The organism is Spirochaetota bacterium, assembly GCA_038043445.1.
Lineage (GTDB): Bacteria > Spirochaetota > Brachyspiria > Brachyspirales > JACRPF01 > JBBTBY01.
This window is the reverse complement of record JBBTBY010000016.1, coordinates 14,982-31,676: the sequence shown is the minus strand read 5'-3', so window position 1 is coordinate 31,676 and position 16,695 is coordinate 14,982. Positions and strand designations below refer to the sequence as shown.

The 16,695-nt window shown below is 55.9% G+C and carries 16 protein-coding genes; 11 read left to right on the top strand and 5 right to left on the bottom strand.

Annotation, left to right across the window (positions count from 1 at the left end):
- Together AABZ39_02700 and rlmB are read left to right on the top strand one after the other, a co-directional pair.
- On the top strand, nt 1-314 hold a 314-nt coding region (locus tag AABZ39_02700; protein MEK6793659.1), incomplete at its 5' end, for a methionine biosynthesis protein MetW.
- A 3-nt stretch (nt 315-317) separates the two neighbouring features.
- On the top strand, nt 318-1,055 hold the full coding sequence (rlmB, locus tag AABZ39_02695) for a 23S rRNA (guanosine(2251)-2'-O)-methyltransferase RlmB (protein MEK6793658.1): 738 nt from the start codon (nt 318-320) through the stop codon (nt 1,053-1,055).
- Nucleotides 1,056-1,166: 111 nt separating this feature from the next.
- On the opposite strand, the gene glgA is transcribed toward rlmB, so the two are convergent.
- From glgA to uxaC, 4 genes are read right to left on the bottom strand one after another with little or no spacing between them, the layout of a single operon-like run.
- Nucleotides 1,167-2,702, bottom strand: coding sequence for a glycogen synthase GlgA (gene glgA / locus AABZ39_02690; protein MEK6793657.1), 1,536 nt, complete (start codon nt 2,700-2,702; stop codon nt 1,167-1,169).
- Between the two features lies 1 nt (nt 2,703).
- The gene (locus AABZ39_02685; protein MEK6793656.1) at nt 2,704-3,690 is read right to left on the bottom strand and encodes a galactose-1-phosphate uridylyltransferase; all 987 of its coding nucleotides are present in this window, start codon (nt 3,688-3,690) and stop codon (nt 2,704-2,706) included.
- Nucleotides 3,691-3,693: 3 nt separating this feature from the next.
- Nucleotides 3,694-4,050, bottom strand: a complete 357-nt coding sequence (locus AABZ39_02680; protein ID MEK6793655.1) for a response regulator — start codon at nt 4,048-4,050, stop codon at nt 3,694-3,696.
- 58 nt (nt 4,051-4,108) lie between these two features.
- Complete coding sequence (gene uxaC, locus AABZ39_02675; protein MEK6793654.1) at nt 4,109-5,518, bottom strand: glucuronate isomerase; 1,410 nt, start codon at nt 5,516-5,518, stop codon at nt 4,109-4,111.
- 181 nt (nt 5,519-5,699) lie between these two features.
- On the opposite strand from uxaC, the gene AABZ39_02670 reads away from it, so the two are divergent.
- From AABZ39_02670 to AABZ39_02660, 3 genes are read left to right on the top strand one after another with little or no spacing between them, the layout of a single operon-like run.
- Nucleotides 5,700-6,503 carry a glycerophosphodiester phosphodiesterase family protein gene (locus tag AABZ39_02670; protein MEK6793653.1) on the top strand — a complete coding sequence of 268 codons (804 nt, stop codon included), beginning with the start codon at nt 5,700-5,702 and terminating at the stop codon, nt 6,501-6,503.
- Nucleotides 6,504-6,511: 8 nt separating this feature from the next.
- Nucleotides 6,512-7,279, top strand: a complete 768-nt coding sequence (locus tag AABZ39_02665; GenBank protein ID MEK6793652.1) for a glycerophosphodiester phosphodiesterase family protein — start codon at nt 6,512-6,514, stop codon at nt 7,277-7,279.
- Complete coding sequence (locus AABZ39_02660; protein MEK6793651.1) at nt 7,276-8,586, top strand: iron-containing alcohol dehydrogenase; 1,311 nt, start codon at nt 7,276-7,278, stop codon at nt 8,584-8,586. The genes AABZ39_02665 and AABZ39_02660 overlap by 4 nt, the downstream gene beginning before the upstream one ends.
- 10 nt (nt 8,587-8,596) lie before the next feature.
- Here AABZ39_02660 and AABZ39_02655 read toward each other — a convergent pair whose 3' ends face one another.
- A complete protein-coding gene (locus AABZ39_02655; GenBank protein ID MEK6793650.1) occupies nt 8,597-10,243 on the bottom strand; it encodes an ankyrin repeat domain-containing protein in 1,647 nt (548 codons plus the stop codon).
- A gap of 203 nt (nt 10,244-10,446) precedes the next feature.
- Between AABZ39_02655 and AABZ39_02650 the strand changes: the two genes are divergently transcribed.
- The 6 genes from AABZ39_02650 (at nt 10,447) to AABZ39_02625 (ending at nt 16,671) form a co-directional block, all read left to right on the top strand.
- A complete protein-coding gene (locus AABZ39_02650; protein MEK6793649.1) occupies nt 10,447-12,387 on the top strand; it encodes a hypothetical protein in 1,941 nt (646 codons plus the stop codon).
- 26 nt (nt 12,388-12,413) lie between these two features.
- Nucleotides 12,414-13,208 carry a CsgG/HfaB family protein gene (locus AABZ39_02645; protein ID MEK6793648.1) on the top strand — a complete coding sequence of 265 codons (795 nt, stop codon included), beginning with the start codon at nt 12,414-12,416 and terminating at the stop codon, nt 13,206-13,208.
- Between the two features lie 93 nt (nt 13,209-13,301).
- Nucleotides 13,302-13,574 carry a hypothetical protein gene (locus tag AABZ39_02640; GenBank protein MEK6793647.1) on the top strand — a complete coding sequence of 91 codons (273 nt, stop codon included), beginning with the start codon at nt 13,302-13,304 and terminating at the stop codon, nt 13,572-13,574.
- A gap of 130 nt (nt 13,575-13,704) precedes the next feature.
- Nucleotides 13,705-14,451: a YebC/PmpR family DNA-binding transcriptional regulator gene (locus AABZ39_02635; GenBank protein MEK6793646.1), complete on the top strand. Its 747-nt coding sequence runs from the start codon at nt 13,705-13,707 to the stop codon at nt 14,449-14,451.
- Between the two features lie 161 nt (nt 14,452-14,612).
- The gene (gene fmt, locus AABZ39_02630; protein ID MEK6793645.1) at nt 14,613-15,542 is read left to right on the top strand and encodes a methionyl-tRNA formyltransferase; all 930 of its coding nucleotides are present in this window, start codon (nt 14,613-14,615) and stop codon (nt 15,540-15,542) included.
- On the top strand, nt 15,505-16,671 hold the full coding sequence (locus AABZ39_02625) for a PASTA domain-containing protein (protein MEK6793644.1): 1,167 nt from the start codon (nt 15,505-15,507) through the stop codon (nt 16,669-16,671). Before fmt ends, AABZ39_02625 begins: the two co-directional genes overlap by 38 nt.
- Nucleotides 16,672-16,695 lie beyond the last annotated feature (24 nt).

Genomic DNA, 16,695 nt, shown 5'->3' with positions numbered 1-16,695 from the left:
ACGCGGTGCGCGCGCTCGACGAGGCGCTTCGTATCGGCAGGCGCGTCATCGCGAGCTTCCCCAATTTCGGCTACTACGCGAATGTGCTTTCATTCGTTCTGTACGGGCGCATGCCGAAATCGAAATGGCTGCCGTTCGAATGGTACGACACGCCGAACATCCACCTCCTCACGCTCAACGATTTCGTCGCCATGTGCCGCGAGCGGGAGTATCGCATACTCAAACGCTTCTACTACAGCGAAAAACGCCCGGTGCGGATACTCCCGAACACGTTCGCGCCGTATTGCATGTTCGTGGTCGAAAAAGAAGGATAAACAATGTTCATCACCGCAAAGAACGTCATCGCCGAGGCGCTCAAGGCCGGGACGGTCAAGCGCCTGCTCGTGGACGAGTCCGAGAGCAAGCAGCGTGTGCGCGAGCTCGCCGATCTTGCTGCGAGGCAGGACGTGCGCGTCGAATATCTCCCGCGTACGACATTACGTAAAACGACGGAGACAAGCGCCCCGATCGTAGCGGAGGTGAGCGATACGCCGCTTGCCGCCTACAGCGCCGCATCGCTGGCCGAAATGGCGAAAGCCGCTGGAAAGTGTCCGCTCATTCTTATGCTCGACGGTATTACCGATGTGCATAATCTCGGCGCGATAATGAGGAGCGCCCATTATTTCGGCGCAGCAGGCGTCGTATTGCCCAAGGATAATAGCGCGCGGGTAACGACCGATGTGCATCGTACCTCGGCGGGGGCGTCCTATCACATACCGACGGTGACCGTCGTCAATCTATCGCAGGCCGTTGCCGAGCTCAAGGACCTCGGTTTCTGGATATACGCCGCCGACGGCAAGGGCGATATCCCGCTCGCCGATGCGAAATTCGATACGCCGTCCGTGCTCATCATGGGGAGCGAACATGGCGGTGTACGTCAGAAGCTCTATGAGAAGGCGGATTTCCGCGTTCGTATCGAGCACTACGGCGGTTTCGATTCGCTCAATGTATCGACGGCGGCCGCTGTCTTTCTGTACGGCTGGCGGATGAAGAATCCTGTTGTCCAAGGGAAATAGAACCACGGAGAGCACAGAGAAGATGCGGTTTTGTTTGGTCCAACGGAAATACCGGTCTTAAAAATCTCTTCATATAATCTCAGTTTTTTCTCTGTGAGCTCTGTGGTGGAATTATTGTTTACGGTTTTTCTTCGGCTTTCCTGCCGTTCGTTTTTTATTTTTACGAAGTGCTGCGGCGTTTTTTGCCTGCGCATAGACCTTGCTATACTGCGCTGCAGCGTCATCCCACGAGAATGACGTGCGCATGCCGTTCATCATGAGCTTTTTCCATGACGGTCCATCGTTGTACACGGCAAGTGCGCGGTCTATCGCTGCAAGAAGCGCCTGCGGCGTGAACTCACGGAAGGTGAACCCGTTCGCCTCTTTGCTGTCACTGTCCCGATCGATAATGGTGTCGGCAAGCCCGCCGGTGAAGCGTACTATCGGTACGGTGCCGTAGCGCAGGGAATACATCTGATTGAGGCCGCAGGGTTCGAAAAGCGAGGGCATGAGGAACATATCGCTTCCCGCTTCGACGAGATGGGCGCGCTCGTCGCTGAATGCGAGATGAACGCCGACGCGTGAGGGGCGTATCGTGCGCCAGGCGCTGAACGAAGCTTCGTATTTGATATCGCCGACGCCGAGAACGACAAGGACGACAGTGCGGCGCAGTATATCGCTCATTGCGGCAAGCACGAGCTCAAGGCCCTTTTGCATCGTAAGCCGGCTCACGATGCCGATGACGGGCGTACCCTCCTGGTACGGGATGCCGAACTGGGAGCAGAGCTCTTTTTTGCAGGCGATCTTCCCCGAGAGGTCCCGTGCGCTGTACTGCGAAGGGATAAGCGTGTCTTTTTCGGGCGACCATGTTTCATAACGCGCGCCGTTCAGGATGCCGGTGAGCTTTTTTCGGTGATGCCTGATGAATTCCGCGAGACCGAATCCCTGATCGTCGGAAAGTATCTCGCGGGCATAGGTCGGGCTTACCGTGGTCACCGCATGTGCACAGGCAATGCCCGATTTCATGAAATTGATATTGCCGAAATGTTCCATCCTGCTGTCGGTGAAATGTGCCCAGTCGGCCCCGAGCAGGGGATAATCGAGCGATGAGAACACACCCTGATAGGCGAGATTGTGTATCGTGAACACCGTACCCATGCGATCGAACGGCCGCATAGAGGAGTATACTTTCGTGATGTAGAATGCTATCACCGCCGTGTGCCAGTCATTGGAGTGCACGACATCGGGCGTCCATTCACCGCGTTCGGCGCATATGCGGATAAGCTCTATGCAGGCCTTGTTGAAGAAGATGAAACGTTCGGCATTGTCGGGGTAATCCCGTCCGCTCTCGCCGTACAGCCCCGGTCGATCGAAATACACCGGGCATTCGATGGACCAGACCGTGATGCGCTCATCGGAGGGATGTATCGTTTCCACTGCCGCTGCTGCGATGTACTCCCCGGCGAGCATGACGGCTATCGGGATGCGCCTTCGTACCGCGACGGCGTTGTTGCGGATGTATGAATCGAATGCGCGATAATGCGGTGTAACGATGCGCACGTTCATGCCGAGCGAAGCGAGCGAAAGGGGGAGCGCCTCGGATACATCGCCGAGACCGCCGGTCTTGAGATAGGGGGACGCCTCGGCGGTGACGAAGAGAACGTTCATGCTAACAATCCCTAAGCAGCCGTGTGCATTCCTCGGGTGAATAGGGATTGATATGGAAACCGCTGCCGAGCTCAAAGCCGGCGATGGCCCCGTGTTTGGGCTCTATCTCAAGGTGCCAGTGGAAATATTTCCCGAAGCTCGTGAGCGGGAAACGGAACGGCGATGTGTGCAGGAAGCTGTTGAACGGCGCTTCACCGATGACGGCCTTAAGCCGGCGGTACACGTCGCAGACGATCTCGCCGATATCCGCGGCAAGCGCTTCATCGATGGCGTGGAAATCCGATCGATGGCCCTTCGGAAGTATCCACACCTCGAAGGGCGTAATGCTTGCATACGGGGAAATGGCTATCATGGTCTTGTTCTCGGTTATCACGCGCTCCTTGCGCATCGCCTCTTCAGCGATGATGGAGCAGTAGACGCATTCGCCGCGGCGGTCGAAGTAATCCTTCGAACCCATGAGCTCTTCCCATATCGTCTTCGGCACTATGGGCATGGCGATGATCTGTGAATGCGGATGGGAGAGCGTTGCGCCGGCGCCCGCCTTGAAGTTCTTGAAACACATGGCGTAGCGCAGATGCTCTATCTTCGACAGCGCCAGGAGCCGCCCGGCCGCCACCTGATATATCTTCGCCATGGATGCCGCGTCCGCCGAGTAGGGCGAGAAATCATGGCTCGGATTCTCTATGATTATCTCATGCTCGCCGATGCCGTTCATCGATTCATAGAGCGAGTCGCGGTCGTGGCCGATATCATCCCCGTGCACCAATACGGGGTATTTGTTGTTGACGACGCGAATTGACCATGTGCCGTCGGCGCCGGGATACTCCTCTATTGCGGGGGGTGTTTTTGATTCGTTCCCCGGGCAGAACGGGCAGAAGAAATCCTCCGCTCGCTTATGCTCGGACACGTATTCGCGCGGGCGGTCCTTGCGTTCGTCGGAGATGATGACCCAGCGTTCGGTGATGATGTCTTTTCGTAGTTGCGGCACATGTTATCCTATGATCTTGTGGATCTTTTCTTTTATCTCTGACATATCGGCGGATTTGAGGACATACCCGTCGGCGCTCCATACGGAGAACTCCTGTCGGTAATTATCGTAGGCGGTGCAGATGATGATGGGCAGGTGCTTGTGTCTTTCGCGCACTTTCCCGAGGAATTCGATGCCGTCCATCTTCGGCATCTTGATGTCGAGGGTGATGAGATCGACCTTTTTCTGCTCTATGAGCCTGAGCGCCTCATGCCCGTCATCGGTTGCGATGACATCGAACCCGTCTTCGCGGAATTCATCCTCGAAGAGCGTGCGGATGTTCTTTTCGTCATCAATGACAAGGATGGTCTTTTTCGCCATGCGATCACTCCATCATTTACCGAATGCGGGCACATTATAAACAAAGTTCCGGTAAAAGTCAAAAAACGAGCGGTATGCCGAAGTAGTTCTTTGCGTTCGTATACGATATATCCCCGATCATGGCCCCGAGGGATTCCCAGTCGGCGGGCAGCTCTCCGGCATCGACCTCGACGCCGATCTTGTTGCAGAGTATGCGGCGGAAGTATTCGTGCCGCGGATACGAGAGGAAGCTCCTTGAATCGGTGAGCATGCCGACGAAGCGCGAGAGGAGGCCGAGCTCCGAAAGCGCATCGATCTGCTCCTCCATGCCCTTTTTCGTATCGAGGAACCACCATGCGGAGCCGAATTGTATCTTCCCCGGTATCGAGCCGTCCTGGAAATTACCGAGCATGCTGCCGAGCACCTTATTATCCTTGCTGTTGAGGTTGTAGAGTATCGTCCTGGGGAGCGAATGCTCCAGGGCGAGCGAGTCGAGGAACCGCGAAAGGTCTTTTGCCACCGAGGCATCGCCGATGGAGTCGAAGCCGGTGTCCGGACCGAGCGCACGGAACATGAGCGTATTATTGTTGCGTATCGCGCCCAGATGGAGCTGCATGATCCAGCCGTGATCGTGATTGAGATGACCGCATTCGCGGAGCATGCCGGTCTTGAATTTCGCTATCTCATCATGTGTCAGATATGCGCCGGCGCGCACCTTGGCGAAAATGTCCGGCATGTCATTGTCGGATACCGGGAGAAAAGTGACATATTCCATGCCGTGATCGGATACGCGGCAGCCCATCTCGTGAAAGAAAAGATGGCGCTTCTTGAACGCATCGAGGAATTGCTGGAATGTGCCGATGGAGCAGTTGACCGCCGCTTCGAGCTTCACCACCCAGTCATTGAAGAGCTCGGGGTTCTCCACCGCCATGGCCTTGTCCGGACGGAATGTCGGGAGTACGGCAGATGAAAACCCGTCGCTCTTTATTTTGCGGTGATGTTCGAGCGAGTCGACAGGGTCGTCCGTCGTGCAGACGCCGGCTACTTTGAATTGCTTCATGATGCCGCGGGCTGAGAACCACGGTTCTGCGATGATGGCGTTGCATGTGTCGAATATCTTTTTCGCCGTCTTCGGCGAGAGCACATCATATATGCCGAATACCCGCTGCAATTCGAGATGCGTCCAATGATAGAGCGGATTGCGCATCGCATGCTGTATCGTGTCCGCCCAGCGCTCGAATTTCTCCCAGTCGCCCGCATCCCCGGTGATGAAGCGTTCGGGTACGCCGTTGCTCCGCATGGCGCGCCATTTGTAGTGGTCGCCGCCGAGCCAGACCTCGGTTATGCTCCGGTATCGCTTGTCGTCGGCTATGTCCCTGGGATTGAGATGACAGTGAAAATCGAATATCGGCATATGCGCCGCATGCTCATGATAGAGCCTTCGCGCTGCCGGCGTGGTAAGGAGAAAGTCATCGGACATGAATCTCATTGCGCTCTCCGCTCATGTGATGCGCCGATGATACAGGATTGCCGTGGAAATTCAAGGTGTATCGACAATATCAGCGCGCTCGACAAAAGAAGTCTCAAGCTCCTCTGGGTGTATCTCGATTAGCATCCGCTCTGCTTGACAATTATCTGTTTGCTATTAATATATCCTATAGGTAAACTTAATGGTAAACAAGCTCGTTATTGCGCCGCGGTATGCATCCCCAAGGACAGTAGTTACCGCACACCGCGGTTTTTCCGGCAAGTACCCTGAAAATACGCTCATCGCATTCACCGAGGCGGCACGGCTTCCCGTGGATATCATCGAATTCGATGTGCGCGGTACGAAAGACGGTGTTCCGGTCGTTCTGCACGATGGAACGATAGACAGGACATCGAACGGCACCGGTGCGGTCGGTGATCACACGCTTGAAGATCTCAAACGGCTCAATTTCTCGCACTGGCAGGGCGACCACGCGCGCGGAGCGCATACGGCATCGCCGCAATTCCCCGACTGTTCGATACCGACGCTCGAAGAGACATTCGATGCCATCCCCCGGCGCATAACGCTGAATGTGCAGGTGTATCAGACCAACGGCGATCTTCTGGGAACGATATGTGCGCTCTTTAAAAGATATGACCTCTACACACGCGGCTATCTCACCGTGAACAGATTTACCGACGCGGAAGCCGTCCAGCGCATCGATGCGGACATTGAGGTATGTATACTTGAGCGGCAGCATGCAATGGACGAAGACATCCTTCATTCGCTTAAGGCGCGCAATGCCATGGTGATACAGCCGCTTCGTTCCTATTGCGACAGGGCTTTCTGCACGCTCGTGAACGATATGGGGTTCATGGCGAACATGTTTTACTCGAACACCGATGAGGACAACAGGGAATTCATCGTTCGCGGCATGCGGGGCATTCATTCCGACTATCCTGATGTGCTCTGTGCAACGATAGAAAGCATCGGGGTTGGACGATGAGCGTGCGCTTGACACCAGCCCAGCGAGCGACCGCGGCGAAATACGGAAAACCCGTGCTCGTCATGGCCCATCGCGGTATACCGGTACGCTTCCCCGAGAATACGATGCGTTCATTTCGCGAGGCGACAGCGCTCGATATTGATATCATCGAATTCGATGTTCGGTCGAGTGCCGACGGGAGATTGATCGTCATCCATGACCCGGCCGTGGACCGTACGACGAACGGGAAGGGGACTGTCCACGAGAAGACGTTCGCGCTGCTCAGTGAGCTCGATGCAGGCTCGTGGAAGGATGCATCGTTCTCCGGTGAGCGTATCCCGACACTTGATGAGACGTATGGATTGTTCAAGCCGCTTACGAACATCATGATGAACGTTGAGATAAAGAGCGCCGATGAGTATACCGCTCGCGGCGCGATAGAGATGGCAAAGCAGTACGGTATCATCGAGCGATGTGTCTTCACCAGTTTTGACGCACGGTTGCTTGCGTATATGAGATCGCTCGACAAACGTGTGCGGACGCAGGGTTTTCCGCGTCACTGCATGTCGAATTTCACGGACGACTCGTTCTCATCGATGGATATCGTCGGCATCCCGGCGGGCTGTGCCACCTATGAGCTCATGTGCTGGTATGCGGACCACAAGATCGAGCATGGCGTCTGGTGTATCGATGACGCAAAGAACGCTGTCGCTATGGCGGAGCGCGGCGCATGCATCATAACATCGAATGATCCATTGGTAGTCATTGATGCGCTCAAGGCCGGCGGTTACCGATGAGACCGCCGATAAACACGTATATCAGGAGCATCACCTCATGCACGTGCGGTGAGCGGCATGATATCACCACGAAGGATGTTCTCATCGGGAAGGGAGTCATCCATCACATAGCGACGCTCTTCGGGCCCGATATGGGCGGGCGTCCGCTCATCCTAGCAGATATGAATACGCACGCTGTTGCCGGGAAACATGTGAGAGAGCTCTGTGCGCATGCATCAATGCATATCGAGGAGCTTGTGCTCCCCGGTGAAGTGCACGCCGATGCGCATAACCTCAACATCATCGCAGAAGGGCTTACGGCCCATAAGGCAACGGTTGCGGTCGCCGTAGGCTCGGGCACCATCAATGATCTTGTGAAGGTTGCTGCGAATGATCACGATATCCCGTATCTGTGTGTAGCCACCGCTGCATCCATGGACGGTTATCTTTCGGCGAATGCGACCATACTTACGAACGGGAACAAGGTCCCGTACAGCACTATCCGACCGCCGATAGCCGTTATCGCTGATACCGATATCATACGCGCGGCACCGGAGCGAATGACGCTTGCCGGGCTCGGTGATGCGCTGGGAAAGATAACGTCGATAGCCGATTGGAAGCTCAACCATCTGCTCCGTGAAGAACCCTTCTGCCTTGACACCGCTTCGATGCTTCGGGAAGAGGTCGCTGATATGCTCTCGTATCTTGCGCAAGCGCAGAGCTTGTCGGATGACGAGTTCATTCAGAAACTCATGCGAATACTTGTCCTGACAGGGACCGCCATGCAGCGTATGGGCAATTCAGCCCCGGCATCCGGCGGTGAGCACTGCATATCGCACGCAATGGAAATGAAAGGCTATGCATGCATGGGGCAGGCGCCGTCACTGCACGGGCTGCAGGTGGCCTACGGGCTCGGCAAGTCGCTTGCGGCATATTGCGATTTATTTGATCCGGAGCATGCGTACGATTTCGCCCGTACGGATGTTCCCGCGGCACTTCGCGGACATGTGAGCGACTGGAAGAATATCGGTATCGATCTTCAGGGAACGATAGAAAAGAAAGCGGGACTGCTTGCCCGCTTTCGCTCCAGTTTTTCAGAGATACGCAACCTCGCGGACGATGATGACTTCCGCTTCCTGCTGTCGGCCGCCCCTGCGGTGCGAATGGTCGCAGAAGAGTTCTCGCTCCCGATGCGATGCGCAGATATCGATCTTATGCCGGAAGATGCTCGTTTCGCCGTGCTGCATGCCGTTGACATACGCCCGCGCTTCACGATATTCGATCTTCATTTCGCAGCGGATACTATAGAGGCATACGCATCGGCGTAGGCCCGCGCGCCTATTTGCCCGCGGAAAACTCGTATGCTACCGCACCGCGTTTTGTTTCGCCGGGGTTCACTATGATGAGATGCGACGTGTCCACTGCCCCCGCTGCATATCGATTATGCGCATCCGCGGAACATGTCTGGTCTTCCAGCGCAATATAGGGTTTGCCCCCCGGGGCCCATGCGATGACGTGCGTGAAATCCTCGCTCGCCGTCTGTGTCAGGGTGATGCCGAACGTGTCGTAAAACAATCTCACGATACTCGATGTTTTTCGGGGATAATACATATCGTTCAATTGCAGCTGTGAAAGCGGCTTTGGCGATACGATGTTCTTCACGCCTTCCGCAGGAAGTACCGGGCCGGTCATTCCCTTGAGCGTCGTCGGTATGTCGATCTGCACCCGCATATTCGTCCCGATGATACGCCAGTACGGATGCAGCCCGAAGCCGAAACCCAATCGCCTGGCATCGCTGTTCTTTACCGCGTACTCGATGCGCACCGTGTTCGAGATGACGGTATAGATGACGGTCAGGCGATGCACATACGGGAATGCGCTGAAACGCGGGTTCTTTTCGTCGACGGTGTAATGCGATATGTACGCAATGCCGCCGTTCGTGAACACCGGCTTTTCAAATTCCCAAGCTGCGTCCCGAACGATGCCGTGTAATGCCGCTGGCGACGGGGCGAACGGGTGATCCATGAGCGTCGATCTGCCGTCGAAGATGAACGTTGCATCGGCTACTGCGTTCGGGGTGGGGTAGAGTATCGGTATCCCGCCGCCGTCATAGTAGAGTGAGATATTCGTCTCAAGCGCCAATAGTTCACTCGTCCCATAACGCAATGACATGATGCGATTGCCGAGCGATGGTATTATCGCTATCGATACCTGTGCGGATGACAGGTGCAGTACGATACGTCCGTCATTGTTCGTTCCTATGCGATACGAGTACCCGTTCGATGACGCATGCATCCCGATATCCGATCCCGTTACGGCGAACTGATATGTCTCGAACAGCGGAATGCTGCGTGCCCCGCCTGAGCGCATCGCTATGATATGTGCGAGCGAGCCGTCATTCTGATACAGCGCAAGACGCAGCGCGTTCAATCCGTTCGGAAGCGCAATGCGTGCATCGGCCTTTGCGGTGAAGAGCCGTTCGACCGCCCTGCGGTTGCCGCGTTCCACCGCGAAGATGAGCGCCGTTACCCCGGCCTTGTTCGTTCTGTTCACATCGGCCTTGCGGGCGACAAGCGCATCGATAAGCGCTGTATCATTGTTGCGCGCGGCGAACATGAGCGCGGTCATGCCGCTCGTTGTCGCGGCGTTGATATCGGAATATTTCGCGAGTATGCGCGCCGCGGACGTATGGCCTTTTTTTGCCGCTTTGATGAGGGCTGTCTCGCCCATATTTCCCCAGGTCTCGCGCACATTGAAATTTGTGGCGCCGCGCTCGATGAGCAGCTTGAGCGTGTCGTCCGCTCCGTTCCCCGCGGCCGTCATTATCGGGGTGCCGTTGTATTCCCATCTGCAGTTCGGGAGCGCACCCTCGGATATCATACGCGCCGTGAGCGCTGAGTTATTGTCCGCGATGGCCCGTTTGAACGCATTGGTGTCGAACGGGCAGAGCATCGAAGCTGCTAAGAAGAGGATGATGATGCGCATCGTAGTTGTCTCCCGTGAACGGCCAAATTCTTCGACACCGTTTATTGTATGCGTGAGCAGATATCTGTCAATGGACACCCTGACATGGAAAATGCATTTCGCGGCACGACGATACGAGCCGTGTTGTGATTTTCCGGTTTTTATACTACCATCCGAAGCATGACGCGCGGTGTAATGAAGACTCAAAGACGATCTATCGACGGATGAATATCCTGCTTGCCATACTGATCCTGGCCATACTCCAGTGGCTCAACCATCGTTCGCTCTACCGCGCCGAAGTCGATATACCGATGAAGCGAAAGCATGTTCTCTTCGCGCTCCAGGCGGCGGTGATCGTGCTCCTGGTACAGCCGCTTGCCGATATCAACTTCGCCATGTCGTGCACCTGTGCGCGTCCGTCCACGACGGCGGTAGTGCTCGATGATTCGTTCAGTATGCGGCGGAATTATGATGTGCTCATGCTTACGAATGAATTCCGGCGTTTCTGTGAGGCGAAGGATCGTGCGATAGAACGATACAGTGCCGACGGCTTCGTGCGTCCGTATCGCGAACCGCTGTTCCTCCGTGCGAGCGATCATCATTCCCTGTTCGCTTTCCTCGCCGATGCGCGCCCGTCGTCGGTGGTGATGATATCGGACGGCGAATCGATGACGCTCATGCCGGGTCTCACGAACATGATGATGGTGCGCCCGGAGGGAAGACCGTTCATAGCCATAAGCGGCATCATGCCCAGGACGATGCGCGAGGGTATCGAGACGGAATTGATCTATACGGTCGCCTATCGAGGGGCCGCGGCAGCGGCTGTCGTTACTCTTTCTGAGAATAGGCGGACGTATGCAACGATACCGATACGCCTTGCATCTGCGACGAATGTGCGCCTGCGCATACCCTATCGCCCGCGCGCGGCTTCCGAGGTGCTCCTTACTGCGGCGGTGAGCGGCGTTACGAACGATACGGCCGCGGATGACAATGTGCGCAACGATATCGTCGCCATCGAACGTGAAAGTACATCGGTAATGCTCATCGGCGGTGCGCCGTCAAAGGAATACGGCATGCTGAAGACGTTCCTTGCCGGGGATTCATCCATACGACTTTCAGCGTTCGCCGCTTCCGAGAGCGTGCCGGCGATGAGCGCCGATCTTGTCATCATAGTGAACCCGACACGCGAGGCGGTATCGCATGCGTCCGTTCCCATTGAACGCGCCCTTCTGCGCGGGACACCGTTCATTATCTTCTATTCGTCAATTGCGGAAGACGTGAGCGGTTTTTCAGGATTATTCCCCGCAGTAACGAGGCGCAATGGAAAAATAGCATTATCCGTAACGGACAACGCATCGATACTCACCCGCATCGGAACCACCGATGCCGAGAACGATGCCCGCTGGCGATCGATGACCATGTTCGATGTGCTCTTCGTTCCGGACCGGGAGCTCACGGTGCTCATCAAAGGCAATGATGCCCCCGCAATATCATCCGCCATTGCCGGGAGAAGCCGCGTCGTGTATGTCGGGTGTGCGCCGCTCTGGCGGCTCAGATTGTTCGGCACCGCTGTCGGGCTTTCGGGGCTCTATGATGCCGTGGTAAGCACCCTTGTCCATGAGAGCACACGTCCTTCGTTCGGCAGCATCGCCGCGAGCGAGCGGACATGCGATATCGGCGGCACGATACAGGTACGCGTGCGCTCGGGACGGACGGGAACGCTCTCGGCATTCTACAGCGCGGCATCGCATACGAATATATCATCATCCGCCGCTGTTGAGGTCGATGCGCGGGCAGTTTCGCGCGTGCCCATCGGTGCGTCTCCTGTCGCCGTTACCTGCATGTCGCCGGGGCTGTGCACGCTGCGCTTTGAGAGCGGCGATCGGCGGGAGGACATGCTCATCGCGGTGAACCCGGCGTACGGGGAAATAGTCGCTACCGGTACGGATGCAATGCGCGCGATAGCATCGAATACGGGCGGGGCATATTTTACCGCGCTCGATACAGCACATGCTGCATCGATATGGCGTGCCATACCGCCGATGAAGATCAGGGAGATGCGGACTGTTGCGGTGAATGTCTGGCGCAATTGGCCGTTCCTGATAATTACAGTACTGCTCTGTCTGCTGCTTTGGTATCTGAAACGTTCATTTGGATTGCATTGAGCGCACTAATAGCATAGGAGTTTCCCATGAGGCGTGTCGTGTTCGTGTTGATGGCTTGCGCATCGGTGCTCATGGCGCGTGAAACGCTGTCGGTGCTTTATTTCGATAACACGGCAAAGAACAACTCGTATAACTGGCTGTCGAAAGGCATAGCCGATATGCTGATAACTGATCTGAGCGGGAAGATAAGTATGGATATCGTCGAGCGCCAGGAGCTTCAGAAGGTCATGAAGGAGCAGGAATTAAGCCTGACCGGTGCCGTCGATACGGCGAAGGCTATTGCCATCGGCAAACTCCTTGCGGCGACGCGGCTGCTCTACGGGTCATATATCATTGAGGGGAGGACGGTGCGCATCGATGCCAAGCTCACCGACAGCACGACCGGTAAGATACTCAGGACATTCTCCGTATCGGGTGAGACATCGAAGGTGCTTGTCGTCCAGCATGAATTGTTCCTGAGCATTACCAGCGTATTGGTCGGGAAGACAGTGAATGTCGTTGTCGTCGATAGACCGCTCACCGCAGTGCGGCTGTACTATGAAGGGCTTGATCTCCTTGACAGGAGACTTGTCACTGAGGCGCGTGCGAAATTCATCGAGTCATCATCCATCGATCCGTATTATCTCAAGCCGCAGCAGGGGATAGAGGAATCGTACATCTTCCTCAAGGACTTCAAACGGGCCCGTTTTCAGCGCGAGCTTATCGAGGCTTACGACAAAGTTAGCCGTCTTGATGATCGGCTGCGGACATCGTCCTGGAGAACTTTCGCATCGGTCTCCGCCGACAGCACCTTCATCGCGCTGAAAGCACGCGATAAATAGCGATATGACAGGGAGATATACGCCTATCTGCAGGGCGAAACACCGGCCCAATGCACGTGGAACCTTCAGAACGTCCTCGGGGAGATAGCGGACATGTATGAAGAGAATTTCGAGGACACGAACCGCGCGGCCCTCATGTGGAAGGAGATGATAGCCGTCGCCGAGCGTTCGCGCAAGACATTCGCGAAGGATGCGTTCCTTCCCGAGATCCTGTATCAGGCATTGCTCGCCACCCGCGATATGGGGAACTCCGCCGACGTGAAAACACGCTGCGAAGAGCTCATGACGAAATACCCGAAATACCGGATGATGTGGGCCATCGAGGATATGTACGAATATGCGCTCAAGGAGCTTGAAAAGAAATAGCCGCACGTATGACAACGGGTGAAAAATCCTTGACGTAAAAGCCTTTTTCCCCTATAATCGCCCGGTACTTTGGCATCTCCGATCTCGGCGATACTCTGATACAATTAAATTTTAATATGAGGATACCGTTATGTCCGGCCACTCCAAATGGGCTACGATCAAGCACAAAAAGGGCGCACTTGACGCGAAGCGAGGCAACCTCTGGTCGAAGGTGTCGCGTGAGATCACCATCGCGGCAAAAATGGGCGGGGGCAATCCCGGTGACAATCCGCGGCTGCGTCTTGCCATGGCAAAAGCAAAACAGGCGAATATGCCGAGCGATAATATCGAACGAGCCATCAAGAAGGGTACCGGCGAGCTCGAGGGCGTATCATACGAAGATATCGCGTATGAAGGATATGCACCCGGCGGCACGGCGCTCATGATAGACGTTACGAGCGATAATAAGAACCGCACCGCTGCCGAGATACGTTCCATCCTTACGAAGCATAACGGAAATATGGCGGAAAAAGGCGCTGTTGCCTGGGGCTTTGACCGGAAGACACTTATCGCGGTCGACGCGTCGAAGTACAAGGAAGACGATGTCATGGCCGTTGTCCTCGATGCCGGCGCCGAAGATCTCGTGAAGGAAGATGATGTCTATTCGATAACCGGTCCGGTGGAAGTGTTCGCCGACCTGCTCGATGCGCTTAAGGCGAAGAACATCGATACCGTATCCGCCGATGTCACCCGCATACCGAAGAACACGGTCAAGGTCACCGGTGCGGATGTCGCGAAAGTGCTGAAACTCGTCGAAGCGCTCGAGGATCATGATGATGTGCAGACGGTGAGCGGCAACTTCGACATATCCGAAGAGGACATGGCGAAAATACAGTAGAACACTGTCCGGTGTTTACCTCGGCTCGCTTCGGCCTGTTCGCCTGCGATTCATAGATGGCTGAGCGCAGGCCGCTCGGCATCCGAAGCCGCGTGTCCGCAGTTCTGCGGCGGTTTCACGATCCGGTTTGACAGGTATTGTGTACAGTCTATAATACGTGTATGAAATTAGGATTTTTCGGTTCATCGGAACTTACCCGTGCATGTATAACGGCCGCCATCGGTGCCGGTTTTACGCCGGATTTCGTCGTTTCCCAGCCCGACAGGAAAAAGGACAGGCATGGCGGCATCGTCGCGCTCCCGGTCTCCGATTTTGCGCGGACGCACGGCATGGAGATATTCTCCCCCGAGGACATCAATGCTCCGGAAGCGGCGGAGCGTATCCGGTCATATCGGCCCGATGTCGTCATCGTGGTGGCATACGGGCAGCTGCTCACGCAGCAGATACTTGATATACCGAGGACGGTCATGGTCAATATCCACGGCTCGCTCCTGCCGAAGTATCGGGGGGCGTCCCCGATAGAGCGTTCGCTCCTCAACGGCGATACGAGCACCGGCGTTACCCTGCAGAAGGTCGTTCGCCGCATGGATGCCGGCGATATCATCAGCACTCGTTCCATCGATATCGATGCGGAGTGGGGGTATGCCGAGCTTTTCGACGCCGTGTCGCGGGCGTCCGCTCTGCTCACGGCGGAATTTCTTTCCGACGTGGAAGGTCACTGCGCACGCGCCCATGCGCAGGATGAGAACGAGGCTTCGTACTGCTACAAAATATCGAAATCGGACGGCCATATCGACTGGAACGAGGATGCAGGGGCCATCGTAAATAAGGTCCGTGCGTATTCACATTGGCCGGTGGCGTTCACGACACTGCGCGGAAAAATGCTCCGGATCTTCCGGGCGAGTGCCGGCGAAAGTCTTGATAATATGCCGGCAGGCAGTATAATCGAACTCTCGGCTGCCGGCATCAAGGTCAATGCGGGCGGCGGAAGTGTGCTGCTGTCCGACATGCAGTGGGAAGGCAGGAAACGGCAGTCTGCAAAGGATTTTCTCAATGGTGCCCGTCTTAGCAAAGGTGAAATTCTGGGATAATGCCGAATTCAAGCGGCGGCGCGGTCTGAAGGAAAAGATGCGCTATATCGGGGGACGCTGCAAAGCGTTCTATGATGCGTTGTACCCCAAGGCAAAGGAAACGTACAATAATGCCCTTGCTGCTGCGCTCCCGGAAACGGTGCGCTCGAGTTCCCACGATATCGCGCGTTTCAAGAAAGCGCTTTATTTTCTGCTGCTCTATGTATTCATCATCCTTGCGCTCATCACCGTCATATCGACGGTAGCGATACGGCGCGGGAAATCGGTGGTGCTGCCGAAGGTCGAAGGGATGCAGCTTACCGACGGGCTGGAGTCGCTCCGCAAACACGGTTTCCCTGTGCTGGTCGACGCGCGCTCGGTGCCGAACATCGATAAGAACAGCATCGTCCATCAATCGCCGCGCGGCGGCAGTTATGTGAAAAAAGGCCGCATCGTACGGATCACGATCAATCGCGGCATCGCCGCCGGTTTCATGGAGAACTATGTCGGCAGGAATTATCGCTCTGTTGTATCGGAAATATCGAATGTCATATTGGCAAAATGCCCCACGGCGCGTATTCTGCCGCCGGTGTATGTGAGCAAGGAAGGATATGAGAGCGGGGTGATACTCGAGCAAAGTCCGTCGCCGCGCGAGGAGATATCCGATTTTACGGCAATGAGCTTTGTCGTGAATGCATCGAAGAACGGCAGTTCGCGGGTAGCGATCGCCGACTATACCGGAAGGAATTTCAGCGAGGTAGTGGAGGAGCTTGAGGGGGCCGGGGTGGTCGTGAACATAACCGCGCAGGAAGTGACCGAGAAGGCCCAGGCGAACACGATACTCAGCCAATCGGTCACGAACGGCGTGCTCGGCGCAGGGTCGAGCATTACGCTCACGGTCGGGATGTCAAAGCGCACCGGCTATCAGCGGATGTCGGTGACGTATAAGCGCTTCTACCTGGAAGTGCCGAAAGAAGAGAAGTCATATACGCTGCGCGTGGAGCTTGCTGATAATTTCGGGAAGACGATCAAATTCAACAACACGGTAGCCCCGGGGGACAAGATAGCGTTCCCCTACAGCGTGCACGGGAGCGGGACGCTCACGGTGTACCTGAACGACCGTGAGTACGACCGGATAGCAATAGAATGAAGCCGGTAAAACGGGCATCTTCGT